The sequence below is a fragment of the Cutibacterium avidum ATCC 25577 genome, from assembly GCF_000227295.1.
GTDB lineage: Bacteria > Actinomycetota > Actinomycetes > Propionibacteriales > Propionibacteriaceae > Cutibacterium > Cutibacterium avidum.
On sequence record NZ_JH165054.1, the window covers coordinates 2,413,450 to 2,430,846 of the forward strand.

The 17,397-nt window shown below is 64.5% G+C and carries 15 protein-coding genes and 1 pseudogene; 9 read left to right on the top strand and 7 right to left on the bottom strand.

Annotation, left to right across the window (positions count from 1 at the left end):
* Nucleotides 1-5 precede the first annotated feature (5 nt).
* Complete coding sequence (locus HMPREF9153_RS10830; RefSeq protein ID WP_021108700.1) at nt 6-428, bottom strand: RDD family protein; 423 nt, start codon at nt 426-428, stop codon at nt 6-8.
* Nucleotides 429-540: 112 nt separating this feature from the next.
* On the opposite strand from HMPREF9153_RS10830, the gene glnA (HMPREF9153_RS10835) reads away from it, so the two are divergent.
* Complete coding sequence (gene glnA, locus HMPREF9153_RS10835; RefSeq protein WP_004811889.1) at nt 541-1,962, top strand: type I glutamate--ammonia ligase; 1,422 nt, start codon at nt 541-543, stop codon at nt 1,960-1,962.
* A 108-nt stretch (nt 1,963-2,070) separates the two neighbouring features.
* Here the strand turns inward: glnA (HMPREF9153_RS10835) and HMPREF9153_RS10840 are convergent, their stop codons facing one another.
* Together HMPREF9153_RS10840 and HMPREF9153_RS10845 are read right to left on the bottom strand one after the other, a co-directional pair.
* Entirely contained in the window at nt 2,071-2,478 is a 408-nt protein-coding gene (locus HMPREF9153_RS10840; protein WP_015583057.1) for a hypothetical protein, read from the bottom strand.
* Between the two features lie 353 nt (nt 2,479-2,831).
* Nucleotides 2,832-3,458: a hypothetical protein gene (locus HMPREF9153_RS10845; protein WP_235044092.1), complete on the bottom strand. Its 627-nt coding sequence runs from the start codon at nt 3,456-3,458 to the stop codon at nt 2,832-2,834.
* 22 nt (nt 3,459-3,480) lie between these two features.
* Between HMPREF9153_RS10845 and HMPREF9153_RS10850 the strand changes: the two genes are divergently transcribed.
* Entirely contained in the window at nt 3,481-4,662 is a 1,182-nt protein-coding gene (locus HMPREF9153_RS10850; protein WP_004811892.1) for a Nif3-like dinuclear metal center hexameric protein, read from the top strand.
* Nucleotides 4,663-4,761: 99 nt separating this feature from the next.
* Nucleotides 4,762-5,988, top strand: coding sequence for a threonine/serine exporter family protein (locus HMPREF9153_RS10855; RefSeq protein ID WP_036902330.1), 1,227 nt, complete (start codon nt 4,762-4,764; stop codon nt 5,986-5,988).
* On the opposite strand, the gene HMPREF9153_RS10860 is transcribed toward HMPREF9153_RS10855, so the two are convergent.
* Nucleotides 5,989-8,940, bottom strand: coding sequence for a bifunctional [glutamine synthetase] adenylyltransferase/[glutamine synthetase]-adenylyl-L-tyrosine phosphorylase (locus tag HMPREF9153_RS10860; RefSeq protein ID WP_080564900.1), 2,952 nt, complete (start codon nt 8,938-8,940; stop codon nt 5,989-5,991).
* 129 nt (nt 8,941-9,069) lie between these two features.
* Here HMPREF9153_RS10860 and HMPREF9153_RS10865 point away from each other — a divergent pair, with 129 nt between their 5' ends.
* On the top strand, nt 9,070-9,870 hold the full coding sequence (locus tag HMPREF9153_RS10865; protein WP_036979826.1) for a sterol carrier family protein: 801 nt from the start codon (nt 9,070-9,072) through the stop codon (nt 9,868-9,870).
* 122 nt (nt 9,871-9,992) lie between these two features.
* On the opposite strand, the gene glnA (HMPREF9153_RS10870) is transcribed toward HMPREF9153_RS10865, so the two are convergent.
* Nucleotides 9,993-11,294: a type I glutamate--ammonia ligase gene (gene glnA, locus HMPREF9153_RS10870; RefSeq protein ID WP_036902328.1), complete on the bottom strand. Its 1,302-nt coding sequence runs from the start codon at nt 11,292-11,294 to the stop codon at nt 9,993-9,995.
* A 104-nt stretch (nt 11,295-11,398) separates the two neighbouring features.
* Between glnA (HMPREF9153_RS10870) and HMPREF9153_RS12805 the strand changes: the two are divergent.
* Nucleotides 11,399-11,470, top strand: a pseudogene (locus HMPREF9153_RS12805) (hypothetical protein); the annotation flags it as partial.
* A 396-nt stretch (nt 11,471-11,866) separates the two neighbouring features.
* Nucleotides 11,867-12,268 carry a hypothetical protein gene (locus HMPREF9153_RS12810; RefSeq protein WP_036902323.1) on the top strand — a complete coding sequence of 134 codons (402 nt, stop codon included), beginning with the start codon at nt 11,867-11,869 and terminating at the stop codon, nt 12,266-12,268.
* A 4-nt stretch (nt 12,269-12,272) separates the two neighbouring features.
* Here the strand turns inward: HMPREF9153_RS12810 and HMPREF9153_RS10880 are convergent, their stop codons facing one another.
* The gene (locus HMPREF9153_RS10880; RefSeq protein WP_004811898.1) at nt 12,273-12,467 is read right to left on the bottom strand and encodes a hypothetical protein; all 195 of its coding nucleotides are present in this window, start codon (nt 12,465-12,467) and stop codon (nt 12,273-12,275) included.
* Nucleotides 12,468-12,551: 84 nt separating this feature from the next.
* On the opposite strand from HMPREF9153_RS10880, the gene HMPREF9153_RS10885 reads away from it, so the two are divergent.
* The 3 genes from HMPREF9153_RS10885 to map all read left to right on the top strand — a co-directional run bounded on the left by HMPREF9153_RS10885 (nt 12,552) and on the right by map (nt 15,581).
* Nucleotides 12,552-13,940, top strand: coding sequence for an FtsX-like permease family protein (locus tag HMPREF9153_RS10885; protein ID WP_004811899.1), 1,389 nt, complete (start codon nt 12,552-12,554; stop codon nt 13,938-13,940).
* A complete protein-coding gene (locus HMPREF9153_RS10890; RefSeq protein ID WP_004811900.1) occupies nt 13,940-14,650 on the top strand; it encodes an ABC transporter ATP-binding protein in 711 nt (236 codons plus the stop codon). Before HMPREF9153_RS10885 ends, HMPREF9153_RS10890 begins: the two co-directional genes overlap by 1 nt.
* A gap of 190 nt (nt 14,651-14,840) precedes the next feature.
* Nucleotides 14,841-15,581 (top strand): type I methionyl aminopeptidase, encoded by a 741-nt coding sequence (gene map, locus HMPREF9153_RS10895; protein ID WP_256998272.1) that lies wholly within the window; start codon nt 14,841-14,843, stop codon nt 15,579-15,581.
* 6 nt (nt 15,582-15,587) lie between these two features.
* Here the strand turns inward: map and HMPREF9153_RS10900 are convergent, their stop codons facing one another.
* On the bottom strand, nt 15,588-17,315 hold the full coding sequence (locus HMPREF9153_RS10900; RefSeq protein ID WP_238993152.1) for a dipeptide ABC transporter ATP-binding protein: 1,728 nt from the start codon (nt 17,313-17,315) through the stop codon (nt 15,588-15,590).
* Nucleotides 17,316-17,397: the final 82 nt, after the last annotated feature.

Sequence of the window (17,397 nt, forward strand, 5' to 3'; positions counted from 1 at the left end):
ATCACTCACTTGCGATTGACGACGACGGTGCCCAGTACGAGATCGTCGAGACCTCGCCTTTCTGCACCGATGACGAGGGCCGGAATGACGAGGCACTTCATCGCTGTGCGGGCGGCCGCTCGCCACCATCCGATGGGGCCGAGGCCATCGAGTCGGACCACGGCCACTCGGGCGACGATCTGGCCGAAGGATCCGCCTGCCATCGCGGTGAAGAGGACCGACTCGACGAAGAAGACCGCCATCGGCATCCACATCTTCCAGCCTCCACCGCGGATCACTGCCGGCCCGACGATGGTGCTGGCCAGCACCATGGATGCTCCCCAGTCAATGATGAGAGCACCAATGCGTTTGCCCCAACTCGCCAGCGATCCGCGCCCTTCCGTGGGCAGCCCGATCGAGGTGCCTGGCACTGCCTCGGTTCCACTCACCCAGGGAATCCTACCGGTAGTACCTGTTACACGCTCGAAACACAACGGTGACGGCTAAGCAACCCGCACGGACTACCGTGAACACATCACCAGCCGTGTTGATGGAGGAAAGATGTTCGAAGGTCCCGACGACCTGCTCGCCTATGTCAAGAAGGAAGGCATCGAGATGATCGATGTCCGCTTCTGCGACCTCATCGGTGTCATGCAGCACTTCACCGTCCCCGCCCGAGAGTTCGACAAGGACCAGTACGAGAACGGTCTGGCCTTCGACGGATCCTCCATCCGGGGCTTCCAGAAGATCAACGAGTCGGACATGGCCCTGCTGCCTGACCCGACGACCGCCTGGATCGACCCGTTCCGCGAGTGCAAGACGCTCATCGTGAACTTCAACGTCCACGACCCGATCACCAAGGAGGCCTACAGCCGCGACCCGCGCAACATCGCACGCAAGGCCGAGGCCTACCTCACCTCCACCGGCATCGGCGACACTGCCTTCTTCGCCCCCGAGGCCGAGTTCTACGTCTTCGACGACATTCGCTTCGACACTCGCCAGAACACCTCGTACTACTCCATCGACTCCGAGGCTGGTGCCTGGAACACCGGACGCACCGAGGACGGCGGCAACCGCGGTTACAAGGTGAAGTACAAGGGCGGTTACTTCCCGGTGGCCCCCACCGACCACTTCGGTGATCTGCGTGACGAGATCGTCACCATCATGGAGGGCCTCGACATGAAGGTCGAGCGGGCCCACCACGAGGTCGGCACCGCTGGCCAGGCCGAGATCAACTGGCGCTTCAATACCTTGTCCCGCGCAGCTGACGACGTCATGAAGTTCAAGTACATCGTCAAGAACGTTGCCTGGCAGCACGGCAAGACAGCGACCTTCATGCCGAAACCGATCTTTGGTGACAACGGTTCGGGCATGCACGTCCACTCCTCGCTGTGGAGGAACGGCGATCCACTCTTCTTTGACGAGTCCGGTTACGCACAGCTGTCCGACATGGCTCGTTACTACATCGGCGGCATCCTCAAGCACGCCCCGTCGCTGCTGGCCTTCACCAACCCGTCGGCCAACTCCTACCATCGTCTCGTTCCTGGCTTCGAGGCCCCGGTCAACCTGGTGTACTCCCAGCGCAACCGCTCCGCCTGCATGCGTATCCCGATCACCGGTCCGAACCCGAAGGCCAAGCGTGTCGAGTTCCGCTGCCCCGATCCCTCGGCCAACCCGTACATGGCCTTCGCTGCCCTGCTGCTCGCTGGCCTGGACGGCATCCAGAACAAGATTGAGCCGCCGGCCCCGGTCGACAAGGACATCTACGAGCTGCCCCCGGAGGAGCACGCCGCCATGGATCACGTTCCTGGCAGCCTCGGAGCCGTCCTCGACCACCTTGAGGACGATCATGAGTTCCTCCTTGCCGGTGACGTGTTCACCCCGGATCTCATCGAGACCTGGATCGAGCTCAAGCGTGGTGACCTGAATGCTCTGCAGCAGCGTCCGCATCCCTACGAGTTCGACCTGTACTACGACATCTGAGTCGATCTGACGTGATTCCGTGGGGGGGACTTCGGTCGTCCCCCTCGTCGCGTCGTGGCCAGTCGAGCGAGGAATGCGACGATTGTGTGAACTTGGGGCTGATTCGCCTCAATCCAGCAACCGCACGGCCGCCTCAGGTGTGGGCACGGCGTCAGAACCATCCGGCCCAGTGGAAGATTCGCCGGTCAGTGCATAGGAGCCTCCCAGATCCAGACACCCCTCCAGGGCGGCCGTCGTCGTCCCCTCTGTTGCGACAAGTCGTCGTGCTCCGCGGTGCTCGCAATCGCCATTGCTATGCCAGCTCAATTCCCAGCCGGAGAACCCTCCGGGGGCCAGACGCTTGGGTGTGGCCTTGGGGTCGTAGGGCTTCCAAGTCACCGACACGGGCACCCCAGACTCAGAACTCTGCTGGAGTTTCGGCATGACGGGCACCGTCGTCGTCGACGTGCCGCAGTTGCGGATCATGAGCCGGGCGACGCGTGCCCCCAGCGCTTCCTCGACGTCACCAAACCCCATCGCCACTTTCTCGCCTGGCCGGCACGTCAAGGCGCCCCGACCGCCGCCAACGCTGGTCACTCGCTGTGGGGACGTGCTCGGCTCGGGGCGAGGACGGGGCGTGTACCTCGGCGTCGCGGTCATTGAGGAGGTCGGTACGACAGCCTCGGGCACCGCTGGGATCGGCCGTGAACAACCGGACGCCATCGCTGTGGCTGCAATCGCAGCGGCAACCGCTCGCCGGCTCCTCACCCGAGCCACTGCCATGCCCGGCCGAAAGGTCGACAGGAGAGTCCCCATGATGCCGATGAGGAACGGACGACCATCATTCACGCGGTCCGCCGTCGCGTCCTTGCGGTGACTGGGAAAAGACATCATCCTGACCACACGACCGATCCTTGGATTGGTTTGGGAGATTCCAGCTGTTCGGGATTCTCGGCTTCCCCGGGCTTCGGCGTGGCCGATCGCTTCACCGTGGGGATGAAGCATCCTTCGTCGCTCACGACCCCTCCGGCAATCTCAACCGACATCACTTGACTGTGGGAACCACAACCACCTTGCCCAGGCCATGACAAGGTGACCTTGCGCCCCATTCCGCTGAGCAGTTCTCCCGGGACGACACCGCGCGATTCCCATGCGATCTTGACGGGCGAGCCTGCGGACGTCACCTTGATCGTCGGCACGGCAGGCAGGGTCAACGGTTTCTCGGTGCAGTTCCGGACGATCAGCTCGACAGAGCTACCCGCGTCTCCCGTCTTCATCGAAGACATCTCAAGGGCCGGGGTCGACCCCTTGCACGTCGGCATGGCCGGAGTACTGGCACCAGAAGCACCTTTTGACGGTCTCGGCCGCACCGGCTGGGGCGGAACGGAATTGGCGATCGGAGTCGCCCCGGGCTGGTTCGCCATGTCGGCGACGGTCGGAGTCTTCTCGGCGCACCCTGCTACGGCCACGACGGCAGCCAGGCACACAAACATCGTCACTGGTCGGCGAACAGTCATACCCTCAAGTTACCGTGAACCCATGGCAGCTGATACATCCCACACCGCCATCCCCTCACCCGCCGACGACCTCGTCACCGTCAGTCGGGTTCGCGACATCCTCGATGAGTGGTACCCGCCATCCCTGGCGGAGTCGTGGGATGCCCCGGGTCTGGTGTGCGGTGACCCTGACGACACCGTCAGTCACATCGTGTGCGCTCTGGAAGCCACCGACGACGTCGTCGACGCCGCGATCGCGGCGCACGCGGACATGCTCGTCGTCCACCACCCACTTCTCATGCGTGGGGTCAGCTCGGTGGCAGCTGACACCGCCAAGGGACGCATCATTCACCAGCTCATCCGTCATCGCATTGCCCTCATGAGTGCCCACACCAATGCCGACGCTGCGGTCGGTGGTGTCAATGACGTCCTCGCGAGGCTCCTGGGCGTCGTCGTCGAGCGTCCCCTCGAACCCGTCACCCAAGCCGTGGATCTGTGGGGAGTCCAGGTGCCCCTCGACTCCTCGGAGGCGCTTCGCAATGCCCTCTTCGATGCCGGGGCCGGACGGTTCGACGGTTATGACCAGTGCAGTTTCGAGACCGTCGGGCGCGGCCAGTTCCGGCCTCTCGATGGCTCCCATCCCACCATCGGCACAGCCCATGAGGTGGAGACCGTTGAGGAAGCGCGCATTCACGTCGTCGCCCCGACCTGGGCACGCTCCGCAGTGCGATCGGCTCTCGTCGCCGCCCATCCCTACGAGGTGCCCGCCTACGACGTGACGACCATTGACTCGGGAGCTCGCCCCGGCCCCACCACCCCGGGTATCGGTCGTGTCGGCCATCTCGACGAACCGATGACACTGCGGTCCTTCACCCGGCGAGTCTCCGAACGACTCCCCCGTACCGTCTGGGGAGTGCGGGCTGCTGGCGACCCGGACCAACCGGTCAACACCGTCGCGCTGTGCTCCGGAGCCGGAGATTCCCTGCTGGATGCCGCAGCAGCCAGCAACGCCGACGTCTACCTCACCAGTGACCTGCGCCATCATCCTGCCGACGAACATCTTCGGGCCGGCGGACCAGCCCTCGTCGACACGGCTCACTGGGCCTCCGAATCACCCTGGTGTGCTGACGTGGCCCGCCGACTTCACGAGGAACTCGGTCTGCCCTGCCGAGATCTGGGCATCCGAACCGACCCGTGGACCCTCGGAGCTGCAGTGGCACAATAGCAGGACGTGACAAGCACTGATTCCGTGAATTCCGACGACGACCTGCGCCACGACCACGAATTCGTCAACGACACCGAGGCCGTCATCCGTCTGGGATCAATGCTGCTGTCGTCGGGTACCGGGTCCTATCGGGTGAAGAGGGCCATGACGGACACGGGGGACGCCCTCGGCATGGATCGCCTCGACGCCACCGTCGGTCTCACCGAGATCACGGTCACCGCGCACCGGGGCGACAACTTCCGCACTGTGGCCCGGGAGGTGTACCGAGTGCGCGTCGACTCCTCTCGCATCTCCGCTCTCGAGGAGCTTGCCCACAACCTTCCCGAGGGGATGACAGGCCGCGATGTCGAGGCCAGACTCGACAACATCTCCCGGACCGTCCGCCCACAGTGGAAGGAATGGCAGACCATTCTCGCCGGTGGTTTTGCCTGCGCCGGATTCGCCATCCTCAACAAGTTCTCGCTGGCCGACTCACTCGTCGTGCTGCTGGCGGCAAGTGCCGGCCAGTTCGTACGTGGTCGACTCAACCGTCGCTGGCTCAACCAGTTCGGTGTCGCGGCGCTCGCATCTGCAGCGGCCTGTCTCATCTACCTGGTGGTCGCCGACCTCCTTACGAACACTGGGCTTCACACGATCCACGGCCCCGGATACGTGGCCTCCCTGCTCTTCCTGGTACCTGGTTTTCCGATGATCACCTCCATCCTCGACATGGTCCGGATGGACTTCACAGCGGGTCTGAGCCGCGCAATGTACTCGGTTGGTCTCATCCTTGCCGCGACGTTGTCGGCCTGGGTGTTCTCGGTTGCCACCGGACTGTTACCACTACCCGCGCAGACGGTGCTGCCGAATCCCTGGGCGTGGCTGGCTTACGCCGCAGCGACGGCATGTGGGGTCGCCGGATTCGCCATCATCTTCAACTCGTCGCCGCGGATGCTGGCATGGGCGGTCGCTCTGGGAGTGGTGGGAAACCTCTGTCGCCTGGCCCTGGTCGGTGCCAACCTGCCAGCGCAGTTGGCAGCCGGGGTCGGCGGCCTCGCGATCGGATTCCTGGCCAGCCCGTTGTCGGTCAGGACCAAGCTGCCCCGCATCACCCTGACGGTCCCCGCCTGCGTCATCATGGTGCCCGGTGCCTCCATGTACCGCACTGTGTACTGGCTCAACGCCCAGGACATGACGAAGGCGCTGACCTTCGGTGCCGACGCCGTTCTCACCCTGGTCCTCATCGCCTGCGGATTGGCGGTGGCCCGGATGTGCACCGACCCGGCGTGGGCACACAACCTCCCCATCCCCAGCCCACACGCCTTCAAGTTCTCCGAGGAGGACTGATCACTGGTTCCAGAAGACGGCATCGACCACCTTGGAGGCACGTCGCCCGTGCCGCAGATGGTCCTCAATCAACTGCTCAGATGCCCCACGGCCCATCCCGAGAGCCCGGGCAATGACGTCAAGATCAATTGAGTCGGAGGGTATGACATCACTGGGACGGCCCCGCACCACCATGATCACATTGCGCAGCCGGCTGGCAGCCAACCAGGAATCGCACAGCTCCTGGTGCTGTTCCTCGTCGACGTGATCGGCTGCCAGAGCAGCGTCAAGGGCCTTGATCGTCGAGGTCGTGCGCAGAGCGGGCTCCTTGCCGGCATGCTGCAACTGAATGACCTGGGCAGTCCATTCGATGTCGGACAGGCCTCCGGGCCCGAGCTTGAGATGACGCCTGGGATCGACACCGCGCGGAATTCGCTCGGACTCCATTCGTGCCTTGAGCATGCGGATCTCGGCCAACTGACCAGCCGTCAGGCCGTCGGCCGGGTAGCGCAGGTTGTCGACGCACTCGAGCAACGCAGTCGTCAGGTCTCGATCACCGGCTCCGTGGCTCGCCCGCAAGAGGGCCTGGGACTCCCAGGTGCTCGACCACTTCCCGTAGTACTTGCGATAACTCTCCAGGCTGCGCACCATCGGTCCCGATCGTCCTTCCGGACGCAGGTCGGCATCCAAGATCAGCGCGGGATCGGCACCGTTCCTGCCGAGCAGGTTCCGCAGCTTGGTGACGATGCGCGATGCCTTCTCACCGGCACCTGGTCCGTCACCGACGACGAAGAGACAGTCGGCGTCAGAACCGTAGGACAGCTCCTGGCCGCCCCATCGGCCCATCGCGACGATGCCAATTGGTGGGGCGTCCTCAACACCGCGCGACACTGCGGACAGCGCAGCGTCGATCGTCGCTCCTGTCAGGTCAGTGAGGGCCCGGCCGATGCGCAACGTGTCGGTGACATTGAGGATGTTCGCGACGAGGATCCGGAACAGTTCACGACGCCGCACCGCACGGATCGCCTCGACCGCCTCCTCGACGTCACGGTGCCGCCTGGCAACGGCGTACATCTGGCGAGTGAGGTCATCGCGGTCCAGCGGAGTCAGATCGTCGTCGACGAGGACCTGGACGGTCTCGGGGGCTCGGGTGAGGACGTCTACGGCATATCTCGACGTCGACAGCACCGTTGCCAGCCGCTGAGCCATGGCCCCCTCGTCACGCATCGCGCGCAGGTACCAAGGAGACTCCCCCAATGCCTCGGAGACCTGGCGGAAGGCCAGCAAACCATTGTCGGGGCTGGGGCCGTCGGCCAGCCAGGCGAGCATGGCCGGCATGAGAGCGGTCTGGATACGCACTGCTCGGCTGGTACCGCTGGTGAGGGCCTCGATGTGACGCAGGCCGGCGTCCTCGTCGTGGAATCCCAGCGCCCCGAGCCGAACCTTGGCTGCCTCCGGGCCCATCCGCAGGTCCTCGGTGGGGATGCGAGCCACAGCCTCGACCACAGGCGAGTAGAACACCTGGCCATGAGCCCGCAGGACGGCCTTCGAGGTCGCCGTCCACACACCTCGCACCTCGTCGGGGGTGTGCAGGCCCACTGCCCGTGCCAGCCTGCGCAAACCTGGCTCGTCGTCGGGAAGGAGGTGGGTACGACGCAACCGGAACATCTGCACCCGATGTTCCATCACTCGTTGCAGTCGATAGGCCTCCCCGAGACGTTCGGCCGCACCTCGGGAGATGTAACCGCCAGCAGCCAGCGCGCGCAGGGCCGGCAGAGTGGCTCGTACCCGCAGCGACTCGTCCTGGCGTCCGTGGACCAGCTGCAGCAACTGGGCGGTGAACTCGACGTCTCGCAACCCCCCGGCACCCAGCTTGATCTCACGGCCCTTCTCTCTGGTGGCGATGCAGGAGACGACCCGGGTTCGCATGGCGCGGGTTTCCGGGACGAAGCCTTCTGCCTCCCCCACCTGCCACACCATGGGTGAGACCATCTCGACAAATCTCTGCCCCAAATCGAGGTCGCCAGCCATCGGACGAGCCTTGAGGAGGGCCTGGAACTCCCAGTTCTTCGCCCACTTCTCGTAGTAGGTGCGCATCGAGTCCATGGTTCGCACCAGTGGTCCGGCATTGCCCTCGGGACGCAGCGCGGCGTCGACCTGCCAGATGGACCCTGCCCCGGAGTGGGCCGAACAGATCCGCGCCACCGAGGCTGCCAATTTCGTGGCGATGTCGACAGCCCGAGCCGCTGAGACGTCTTCCCGGGCCGGCTCGGCGACATGGACGACGTCAACGTCGGAGATGTAGTTGAGTTCCTGAGCCCCGCACTTTCCCATTGCGATGACGGCGAGCCGTGCGTCGGCATGATCCGGACAGTCTGCGCGGGTCAGGGCCAGGGCAGCGGCGACGACGGCGTCGGCAAGGTCTGCCAGTTCTCCCGCGATGTCCTCGACGACCTCGGTCGGGTCGTCCGCCCCGACATCTCGGGAGGCGATCCGCACCAGATGACGCCGATTGGCCAACCTCAGCCGATCCGCTGCCGGACCGGTGGGCCTCTCGGCCACCAGGAACTCACCATCCTCATGAGCTCCGACGACCTCGAGCAGGTCGTCGCGAATCTCGTCACGGCTGCGACGCACGGGATCGTGGGCGATCTCGGCCAGGTCGTCGGGATGGGCAACAAGGTGACGGCCCAACTCGCTGGAGGCGCCCAGGAGCCGAACGAGCCGGCATGCCGAGTCCTCGTCACCGAGGAGATCGACGACGAGCTGGGGGGATCTCTGGGAGAGATCTGCCAAGGTGTCGAGGGCCAGATCAGGGTCACAGGACATTTCCAGGTGATGTTCCCACCCGGTCAGTCGGCTTGGGTCAGCCCCGATCGTCTCTGCAATCCGCTGATGGTGGGCCAGGGACGCTTCAGTGTCCATCACTCCCAGCCGCAGTAGGTCCACCGTGACGCTCGACTTGCGATCCACCGTGACCACCCCCTCGACGGCACATTAGCCGACGAGGGCCACCGACGTGTTGCTCAGTCGTCACGTCGGTGTCGAATGGGTGTACGGTCCCAGCAACTAGCTTCCCCTAGTGTTTTTGAGGTGACGATTATGGCGGCACGCGCAGAACGCGGCGTGAGGCGGTTGGCGACGACATGGGTGGCCACCGCTCGCTCGTTGCTGCCCCCGGCCAGGAACACCACCCTTGGGTCGGCCGATGCACGGTTGGGACGCCACCACATCGCCCACCTCATGGTCATCCTCACCGACACCCTGCAGACCGTCACCGCCCCGACGACGATCAGACCGATGACCCTCGCCAGGGTGATCGATGAGCGCAGCAAAGCGACCGGGACCCTGGCGGCGATCGGCCACGAGGTCATCGCCGATGACACCGCCACCCGTCTGGCCAGCCAGGCGCAGCGTCTCCTCAGCGAGGTCGAGTCGGTCCTGCTGGCCACTCCGGGCCCCTCGGCGACGGTGGAATCCCTCATCGGTCCGGTTCGCATGACTGATCACCTTCGGGCAACCCTGCTCGCCATGGTGGCCATGGGTCTCCACGACGGCGTCGACGTTCCGTCGCCAGCCATCACTGAGAGCTGCCGGACACTGTCGGCCGTCCTTGACGATACTCATGGCGGACGCACCATCGAGCTGCGAGTGCCGCCCGCATGTGCAGTCCAGCTGGCAGCCACCGAGTCGGGACCCAGCCATCACCGTGGCACCCCGCCCAATGTGGCCGAGATGGATCCCGTCACCTTCCTGCAGCTGGCCACCGGCTTCTCCTCCTGGGAGGAGATGCGCGAGGCGGGATGGGTCCAGGCGTCTGGATCCCACGTCGACGACGTCGCCAACCTTCTGCCCGTGGTGGACATGGCCGGGGCCCTCCGCGAGATCCTCGCCGAGGACTGATCAGCTGGACCCGATCACCGCGATCATCGGGCTCGACTCCTTGTGCCCCGGCAAGGCCGGCGATAGTGCTTTGGCACAGTCAGCTCGCACCAGTGGTCTCGGGGACTTGGCCGGTCGACCGCTCACAGATGGGGAAGGTAACGATCCAACTCGAACTGGCTGACCTGCCGGTTGTACTCCTCGAACTCCGCCCGCTTGTTGCGTAGGAAGAAGTCGTAGACGTGCTCGCCGAGGGTCTCGGCCACCAGCTCGGACTCCTCCATGCACCGGATGGCGGCACCCAGGCTCTGCGGCAGACGCTTGATACCGAGGGCGTGACGTTCCCGGGCCGACAGCTGCCACACGTCGTCGGAGGCCTCCTCAGGCAGCGGCAGCTCCTTCTCGATGCCGTCCAGACCAGCGGCCAGCACCAAGGAGTAGGCCAGGTATGGATTGGCAGCCGAGTCGATAGAACGCAGTTCCACCCGCGCTGACGAGGCCTTGTCCGGCTTGTACATCGGTATCCGGACAAGGGCCGAGCGGTTGTTGCGACCCCAGCAGATGTAGTTGGGGGCCTCCCCCCCGCCCGAGAGTCGTCGATACGAGTTCACCCACTGGTTCGTGACAGCGGTGATCTCCGGAGCGTGGTGAAGCAGGCCCGCCACGAAGTGCTTGGCCACCGGCGACATGCGAAACTCGTCAGCCACGTCGTAGAAGGCATTGGTGTCGCCCTCGAACAAGGAGACGTGGGCGTGCATTCCCGATCCGGCGTGGTTGGTGAAGGGCTTGGGCATGAAGGTGGCCTTGATGCCCTTGAGGGAGGCAATCTCCCGAATGACCACGCGGAAGGTCATGATGTTGTCGGCCATCGTCAACGCATCGGCGTAACGCAGGTCGATCTCGTGCTGGCCGGGGGCGGCCTCGTGGTGGCTGAACTCCACCGAGATACCCATCTGCTCCAGGACGTTGATGGCGTCACGACGGAAATCGGTACCCGCCCCCAGGGTGGTGTGGTCGAAGTAGCCGCCGTTGTCGAGGGAGACAGGTGCTCCACCGGGCTGGTGCTCCTCCTTGAGCAGGTAGAACTCGATCTCCGGGTGCACGTAGAAGGTGAACCCCATGTCAGCGGCTCGGGCCATCGTCTTCTTGAGGACGTGACGCGGATCTGCTGCCGAGGCCGTGCCGTCGGGATTGGTGATGTCGCAGAACATCCGAGCAGTGCCGGTGCCCGAGCGCCACGGCAGCACCTGGAAGGTGGCCGGGTCCGGATGGGCCACCATGTCTGCCTCGTAGACGCGGGCGTACCCCTCAATAGCCGAACCGTCGAAACCGACGCCTTCGGCAAAAGCACCCTCGACCTCAGCGGGGGCGATGGCGACGGACTTGAGTGATCCCAGGACGTCGGTGAACCACAGCCTCACGAAACGAATATTGCGTTCCTCCATGGAACGCAGGACAAAATCAGTCTGCCTGCTCACCCTTCCAGTGTGCATGGCGCGTGTTTCGAGCGAGTAACAAGCGCCCTGGATCGCCTCGGTAGACTGCGGACATGGCTTCGGGTCCTCAGGCAGGGTGGTATCCAGATCCCGACGACACACCGGACCGCTATCGCTGGTTCGACGGCGAGCGCTGGACGGACCGTACCGTCACCTCCCCAGAGCCCTCTCCACAGCGAGGTGGAAAGGGTCCTCGTGGCAACAACGGCGGCCACGGTTCCGGATGGGTGTGGGCGATCATCGCCGTGGTGCTCGTCGTCGCCGTCATCGCTGCTCTCGGCCTGCGCCAGCGCACCGCATCCGATCACCACGCGGAACCCGATCTCAACTCCTCCTCGCCGACCGTTTCTGCCTGGAACGAGAAATCGAGCACCCCGTCGGCCAGTTCATCGGCCATCAGGTGCCCGCAAGGCCAGCGTCCCGGTAACCTGGACACCGCTGACGACCGGTTGCATGGCGGTGGCGTCTCGGTGGAATCCATTCCCAACTGGCGCCGCCAGAACCTCACCTTGCCGTGGGTGATGGGTCAGTCGGCTCAGATTGACGACGTCTACCCCGGGTGGATGAGTGTGTCAGGAGTGGGTGGTCTGCCGGTCGCGGAAGGATTCTCCGATCCGCAGACCGCGGCATCGATGATGATGTCCTGCTTCGCCAGCTCCGACTATTACATGGGCTACACCGGCGAGAAGGAGATTCGCTCGGAGGCCCTCACCGTTGACGGGCACCCTGCCTGGTGGAAGCGCAGCGAGATCTACGTGACGCTGCCCAACCTGCCGAAGGTGCGTGGCGACGTCGTCGACGTCGTCGTGGTCAACACCGGGCAGACGGATTTCCTCGGGATGTACTTCAACTCCGCCACGATCGGGGACTCAGCACGTCAGGCCCTCGTCGACCACGCGCGCGAATCCCTCAAGGTGGGCTGACGGCTCAGTCGTCGTCCTCCTCGTCATTGAAACGAGGATCGTTCTCCCAGAAGTCGTTGCGCGCGGCCACCGTGTCAAGAGCCTCCGCCGCTGACTGAGGAGACGGGTACGGGCCAAGGTGATCGGCCGCCTTGCAGTCATCGGCAGTCTCGACGGTGTGGTGTTTGAGACACCAGAAGTATTCGGTCTTGTCAGCCATGTGATCCCCCTCCGGTATCGTGACTCACATCCTAGATGTCAATGATCGTCCCGTTTTTCCATCCGCGCTGTGAAACCCTGCACCATGACTCTCAAGATCGCCGTCAACTCCGTCATTCGGGGCGCATCCTCCTGGCTCTCCCTCATCGTCGCCTCAGTCGTGCTCATGGTGGTGGTCACCCTGAGCATCGGTTTAATAGTCGCCGGGGTGTCTGCCGGCGGCGACGCGCAGCAGGCCTACGCGTCCATGGGCGGGGTGGCCCTGGGATTCACGGTGCTGACCGGATTCGCCTCCTTCCGGCTGGTCGTAGGCACCTGTGTGCGCCTGCAACGACGTGACGTCGCCTTGTGGCAGATCGTCGGTGTGCTGCCACGAACTGCCCTGTTGATCCTCATTGTCGAAATCCTCCTCGTCACAGCCCTGTCCGCACTGCTTGGGGCGCTTGTCTCGGAGGCCGTGTGGCCGTGGTACGCCGGTTTCGTGGCCACCAGCGGGCTGCCTCCCAGTGATGGGCTGACCCATCCGATTCCCGTCGTGGCGATGATCACGGGAGTCGCGACGACGGCCGTCGTCAGTCTGGTATCTGGTCTGGGTTCGGCGCGACAGATCGCACGGGCTGACGTCGTCACTGCAGTCCGTCCATCGGAGACGACACAGTCCTCACCGCACCACTCCCGCGTCCTCTTCGTGGTCGTCACAGTGCTTCTCATCGCGGGAACCGTGACCCTGTACCTCACCATTGGCCACGTCAGTCCAGTCACCGACGCAGACGACCTCGTCGGAGTCCTCTCCGCGTATCCGGGGATGGGGCTCCTCGTCTGTCTGGTTTTCGCAATGATCTGCGGGCCGGTCGTCCGTGGCCTTGTCGCGCTCATCAGAGCCATTGGCCTCGGCGGCACCCCCGGATTCCTGGCGAGCCGTGAGGCAGCGGCCAGGCCGCGATTGACCCAGGCCCTCGTCATGCCCATCAGTCTGGCAGCAGCCGCAATCGGAATGATGACGAGCTGGATCCACCTGGTGACGACGGTGATGGCAGCCCGCGCTCCCGGATCCGGATCGGTCTCGGCCCCGCCACGCCAGATGGCCTTGTTGCTGGGAGGTCCGGTCATTGTCGCCTGCGTGTGCGCATCCGCCATCGTGCTGGCCACTTCATCACACCGACGCGAGGACAATGCCCTGTTGCTGGTGTCGGGATCGACGCCGGGTCTGGTACGCGCCAAGACCGTTCTGGAGGCCCTGGTGTACGCAGCCGTCTGCCTGGTGTGTTCCTACACCATTGTCACGGTCAACGACCTGGCCATGGTGGCTGCGCTGTCGGCAGGACCGGTCCCCGACGTCAGAGCCACGCCACCTGGGTGGTCGGCCTGTGCAGTGGTCGGCTTTGGGTTCACCCTCACCTTGATCCTCCTTCTCGTCGTCACCCGCAGTGGCATGCGGAAGGATCCCATCACCATCGTCATGGGAGGTCGTTGATGTCGCCGTTGATCAGTGCCGTGGGGGTGCGCAAGGGTTTCGGAAAGGGATCCCAACGGATCGAAGTGCTCAGGGGAGTCGATCTCGAGGTTGGTCCTGGCGAGTTCGTCGCCATCGTCGGGTCCTCGGGAGCAGGCAAGTCGACGCTGCTGTATTGCTTGTGCGGTCTCATCGCCGCCGATGGCGGGAGTATCGCCCTGGCCGGCAACGACCTCGGTTCGGCTAGTCGTTCTGAGCTCGCACGGATACGACGCGATCACGTCGGGGTTGTCTTCCAGGACCTCAACCTCATTAGTTCCCTCAACGTCCGTGACAATGTCCGCCTGCCTGCGCGACTGGCAGGGATGAGGCCGCGCCGACGTGATGTCATGCACGCCCTGGAGACCGTCGGGCTGGCCTCCTGCGCCGACAAGTACCCGAACCACCTGTCCGGCGGACAGCGTCAACGGGTGGCGATAGCGCGGTCCCTGGTCCGGGCTCCCCAGGTACTCTTCGCTGACGAGCCGACCGGGTCTCTCGACGTCGCCTCTCGGGAGACCGTCCTCGATCTGCTTCGCGAGACCGTGACCGACAGCACCTCTTTGGTCATGATCACCCATGATCTGGACATCGCAGCCACCGCAGATCGCGTCATTATTCTCGCGAATGGCCGTCATGACCGGGTCCTGACCCACCCAACCTCCGAGGAACTCTTCGAGACCATGCACTGATCCGAACTGTTGCACATCGGCACACGAACGTGAACCAATCCGGCGTCGTGACACTGACGACCTAGACTAGGCCGACGTGAGTGCCATCAAGCCGTATCCCCAGAGTCGTCGTCGCCACGTCCCCGGCAGCATTGCTCGCCCTCCCTATGTCGGTTTGGGAGACGTCCCGGAGACCTACGATGGCTCCCACGTGCAGACTCCCGAGACGATTGCCGCCATGGAGGAGGCCGGTCGGATCGCGTGCGGTGCCATGCACGCGGCCGGCGAGGCTGTGGCACCTGGGGTCACCACCGACGAGCTCGACCGCATCGCTCACGAGTACATGTGCGATCACGGCGCCTACCCGTCGACCCTCGACTATCGCAACTACCCCAAGTCCTGCTGCACCAGCGTCAACGAGGTCATCTGCCACGGCATCCCGGACGCTCGCCCACTGGAGGAGGGCGACATCGTCAAAATCGACGTCACCGCCTACAAGAACGGCGTGCACGGCGACAATTGCTACACCTTCCCGTGCGGAGACGTCGATCAGGAGTCCCTCGACCTCATCAAGCACACCGAGGAGTCCATGAACCGGGCCATCAAGGCCGTCAAGCCTGGTCGTTCGATCTCCATCATCGGACGCATCATCGAGAACTACGCCAAGCGATTCGGGTACGGCGTGGTGCGCGACTACACCGGGCACGGGGTCCACAGTGCCTTCCACTCCGGCCTTGTCGTCTTCCATTACGACGAGCCGCGTTATGACGTCACCCTCGAGGAGGGCATGACGCTGACCATCGAGCCGATGCTCACCCTCGGTGACCAGTCCAATCATCAGTGGGACGACGGCTGGACGGTCCTCACCAACGATGGTTCACGGTGTGCCCAGTTCGAGCAAACCCTCGTCATCGAGAAGGGCGGGGCGCGCATCATCACGACCCTGGACTGACAAGCCTCACCGTTGAGCGGCCGCCCGGGCTCGGCGGGTTCGCTGTATCGCCGGGTCAGGGATGGGAACGGCACTCACCAGAGCACGGGTGTATTCCTCCCGCGGATGCGAAAGCACCTCCGTCGTCGGCCCTTCCTCGACGATGCGACCTTTGCTGAGCACCACTGTTCGGGCTGCGATCTGCTCGATGACCGCCAGATCATGCGAGACGAACAGGCATGCAAACCCCAGTTCAGCTTGCAGACCCGTCAGGAGCCTGAGCACCTTGGCCTGGACCGACACATCGAGCGCGCTGGTGGGTTCATCGGCAACCACCAGCCGGGGGTCCAAGGCCAGGGCACGAGCGATAGCAACCCGCTGACGCTGACCACCGCTCATTTGATGTGGGTAACGATCAGCCATCGATTCCGGCAGCTCCACCTGCTCGAGGAGTTGACGCACCCTGGCGCGCCTCCGCGACGAGTCGAGGGAGGAATGCAGCATCAAGGGTTCAGCAATTGACGCACCGACAGTGCGCCTGGGATTAAGGGCTGAGGCCGGATTCTGATACACGACTCCGGTGTTACGCCGGACGGGGAGCATCGCACGCCGAGAGGCCCCGGCGACCTCGACCCCAGCCACTCGCACCGACCCGGAGGTCACCGGCACCAACCCTGTGAGGGTGCCAGCGATCGTGGATTTCCCCGACCCGGACTCCCCCACGAGTCCCAGAACCTCCCCCGGCGCGATGGCCAAACTCACGCCGCGGACCGCGTGCACAGACTTGCGTCGTCGCGCACGGTGGACGACGTCGAGGTCGGTAACCTCAACTAGTGGTGGGTCCGGCTCTCGGCTCGTCGCGTCAGGGGTCGTCGGGCCGACGACCTCAACAGTTCCCGGCCCATCGCTGGTTTCGGACCTAGCGGCGCTCGCTCCGTCGGGATCGGTCTGCGGATCATCGAGTTCTCGTAGTGCATCGAGTTGGGGAACGGCGTCGAGGAGCTGGCGGGTGTAGGAGTGTTGCGGATCGTTGAAGATCGCGTCGACACTGCCCCGCTCGATGATGTGCCCTTTTCTCATGACGGCAACCTCGTCGGCGATGTCGGCCACGACGGCCATGTCATGCGTGATGAGCAGCACCGCCATGCCTTCATCGGTCAGCCGACGCAGAAGGTCGAGAATCCCGGCCTGCACTGTGACATCAAGGGCCGTGGTGGGCTCGTCAGCGATGATCACCTTCGGATTGCAGGCCAAGGCCAGGGCCATGCATGCTCGCTGCAACTGGCCTCCGGACAGCTGATGCGGGTAGGAGGCAGCGATCCGTTCTACGTCCGGCAGCCCGACGCGACCCAGGAGCTCATGTACTCGGTCGCGAATTCGAGAACGCGACCGAGCCTCGTCAGAGTGGGTCCTGATGACTTCACGGATCTGAGCGCCGATGGACAGAAGAGGGTCAAGCGCGCTGGAGGGCTCCTGAAAGATGGTGCCGACCAACCGACCTCGCACACCGTCGAGCACCGACTTATCAGCCCCAACCAGTTCCACGGCTGCCTCGGCGGCGTTTCTGCCCGGTTCATCTCGGCTCAGGAGCACCGATCCCGTCACCGTGGCGGCCTGGGGCAGCAAGCCGAGACCTCCCAGAGCTGTCACGGATTTCCCCGATCCCGACTCGCCCACCAGAGCCAGTACTCGTCCAGACACCAGGTCCAGATTGACTCCCTCCGAGGCCGCCACCGGCGCCCCGGGGAATCTCACCGTGACATCTCGCAGGCTCAGGACTGCATCTGGCCGCCGATCCTGCTGTGCGGTCACCGGGGTGGGTGCGTCTGTCCGTCGG

Coding starts and splice junctions, on each gene's coding strand:
- glnA (WP_036902328.1), bottom strand. CDS start 11,294: ATGGAGGAACGCAATATTCGTTTCGTGAGGCTGTGGTTCACCGACGTC.
- HMPREF9153_RS10885 (WP_004811899.1), top strand. CDS start 12,552: ATGACTCTCAAGATCGCCGTCAACTCCGTCATTCGGGGCGCATCCTCC.
- HMPREF9153_RS10880 (WP_004811898.1), bottom strand. CDS start 12,467: ATGGCTGACAAGACCGAATACTTCTGGTGTCTCAAACACCACACCGTC.
- glnA (WP_004811889.1), top strand. CDS start 541: ATGTTCGAAGGTCCCGACGACCTGCTCGCCTATGTCAAGAAGGAAGGC.
- HMPREF9153_RS10850 (WP_004811892.1), top strand. CDS start 3,481: ATGGCAGCTGATACATCCCACACCGCCATCCCCTCACCCGCCGACGAC.
- HMPREF9153_RS10865 (WP_036979826.1), top strand. CDS start 9,070: ATGGCGGCACGCGCAGAACGCGGCGTGAGGCGGTTGGCGACGACATGG.
- HMPREF9153_RS10855 (WP_036902330.1), top strand. CDS start 4,762: ATGCTGCTGTCGTCGGGTACCGGGTCCTATCGGGTGAAGAGGGCCATG.
- HMPREF9153_RS12810 (WP_036902323.1), top strand. CDS start 11,867: ATGGGTCAGTCGGCTCAGATTGACGACGTCTACCCCGGGTGGATGAGT.
- HMPREF9153_RS10890 (WP_004811900.1), top strand. CDS start 13,940: ATGTCGCCGTTGATCAGTGCCGTGGGGGTGCGCAAGGGTTTCGGAAAG.
- HMPREF9153_RS10845 (WP_235044092.1), bottom strand. CDS start 3,458: ATGACTGTTCGCCGACCAGTGACGATGTTTGTGTGCCTGGCTGCCGTC.
- HMPREF9153_RS10840 (WP_015583057.1), bottom strand. CDS start 2,478: ATGGGGTTTGGTGACGTCGAGGAAGCGCTGGGGGCACGCGTCGCCCGG.